The organism is uncultured Leifsonia sp., from assembly GCF_945957465.1.
In the GTDB taxonomy this organism is placed as follows: domain Bacteria; phylum Actinomycetota; class Actinomycetes; order Actinomycetales; family Microbacteriaceae; genus Leifsonia.
The window spans coordinates 33,277-34,725 of record NZ_CAMFLC010000011.1 but is presented as its reverse complement, the minus strand read 5'-3'; the positions used below and the strand labels follow the sequence as shown (position 1 = coordinate 34,725).

The 1,449-nt window shown below is 74.7% G+C and carries 1 protein-coding gene; it reads left to right on the top strand.

Features of this window, described 5'->3' with window-relative positions:
* The first annotated feature begins 19 nt into the window (after positions 1-19).
* The gene (locus tag Q0Q23_RS07595) at positions 20-1,000 is read left to right on the top strand and encodes a hypothetical protein (protein ID WP_295121637.1); all 981 of its coding nucleotides are present in this window, start codon (positions 20-22) and stop codon (positions 998-1,000) included.
* The last annotated feature ends 449 nt before the right edge of the window (positions 1,001-1,449 follow it).

Below are 1,449 nucleotides of genomic sequence, written 5' to 3'. Positions count from 1 at the left end.
CGAGATGGTGTGTGCGGACGTGCCCGCATCGGGTGCGTACGTCCACTGCGCCGGCGTCGCCGCCGGGGCGGCGAGGGCCGCGAAGGTCGCCGGAGCGGATGCGCTGGCGGGGGCCGACGTGGATGCGGTGGCCGGGTCGGTGGAGCTGGTGGCCGGGTCGGTCGGTGCTGCGGCAGTCGTCGCCGGAGCGGTGGCCGCGGGGTCTGTGGTCGAGGGGGTCGTTGGATCCGTCGTGGTCGGGGTGGTGGTTGCCGGAGCGGCGGTGGTGGCCGGGTCGGTCGCGGCCGGAACGGGATCGGAGGTCGGGGCCGGGGTGGGCGTCGCATCCGTCGCCGGCGCGGGGGCCGGGCTCGTCGTATTCGTCGCCGTGCTCGGGTCGGTCGAGGCACCGGAGTCCGCCGGAGCGCTCGTGGCTCCCGCGGTGGTGTCGGCGGGTGCCGCGGCATCCGCGGGCAGGGCCGTCGCGACGCCGAGCGACGCGAGCGTCACCGTGGACGGCGCGCGCGACAGTCCACGCGAGCCGAGGATGACGCCCGTCGCCGCGCCGGCGTCGTTCGACACCGGGGCCGATGTGTCCGTCGGCGCCGGGGTCGGGGTGGGCGTGGGAGTCGGGGGCGGTGTAGGCGTGGGAGTCGGCGTCGGCGTGGGAGTCGGCGTCGGCGTCGGCGAGGACGTCGGCGTCGGAGTCGACGTGCTGCCGCCCAGCTGCGTCGGCCCGGTCGTGCCCGGCCCGCAGGTCAGGGTGCTGCTCGAGGTCGACGTGCTGGTCGAGCTGGTAACGGTCCCGTTCCCGCTGGTGGATGTCGGCGCCTGCGACGGCGCCGAGCTCGGCGTGCTCCCACTGCTGACGCAATTGGTCCCGCCCGGCGTCGGCGTAGTCCGCGGTGCCGTCGTCGTGGTGCTCGCTGCCGCGCTCCGCTGCCGCGCGAGCTCCGCCGCCGCTGCCGCCACGATCGCCGCGAGCAGCTTCGGATCGACCTTCATGACTCGCCGAACCTGAGTCGTCGGCTGGCCCGGAACCGGCGGCTGGACCGGCGTCCCCGGCACGGTGACCGTGGTCGTCCGGACGACCGCGTACGGGGGCCCGGCAAGCGGCACCAGCCGCAGCTGCTGCGTCGTGGAGTGCGCGCTCACGCTGGGCGAATCAGCCGCGACCGCTGCCCCGGAAACCCCGAGAACGGCCGCCTGCGACACGGCCAACGCGACCGCCGCGAGCATCGCCACGGGCATCCACACGGCCCGGTGCCACAGCCTCAGCGGTGAATCCCCACGACTAGCGCGACCGGCCTCCGGAGCGCGCTCGGTCCCGGCGTCGCGGACGTCACGTCCATTCGAAAGCCGGGACACGTGGCACCCCCAAAAGCCGTCGCTGCGCGGTACCACGACCATCTGGAACGTCTGCGTCGGAAAAACACGCGGCCGTTGGAGGCGCCCGAAAAACCGTGTCTT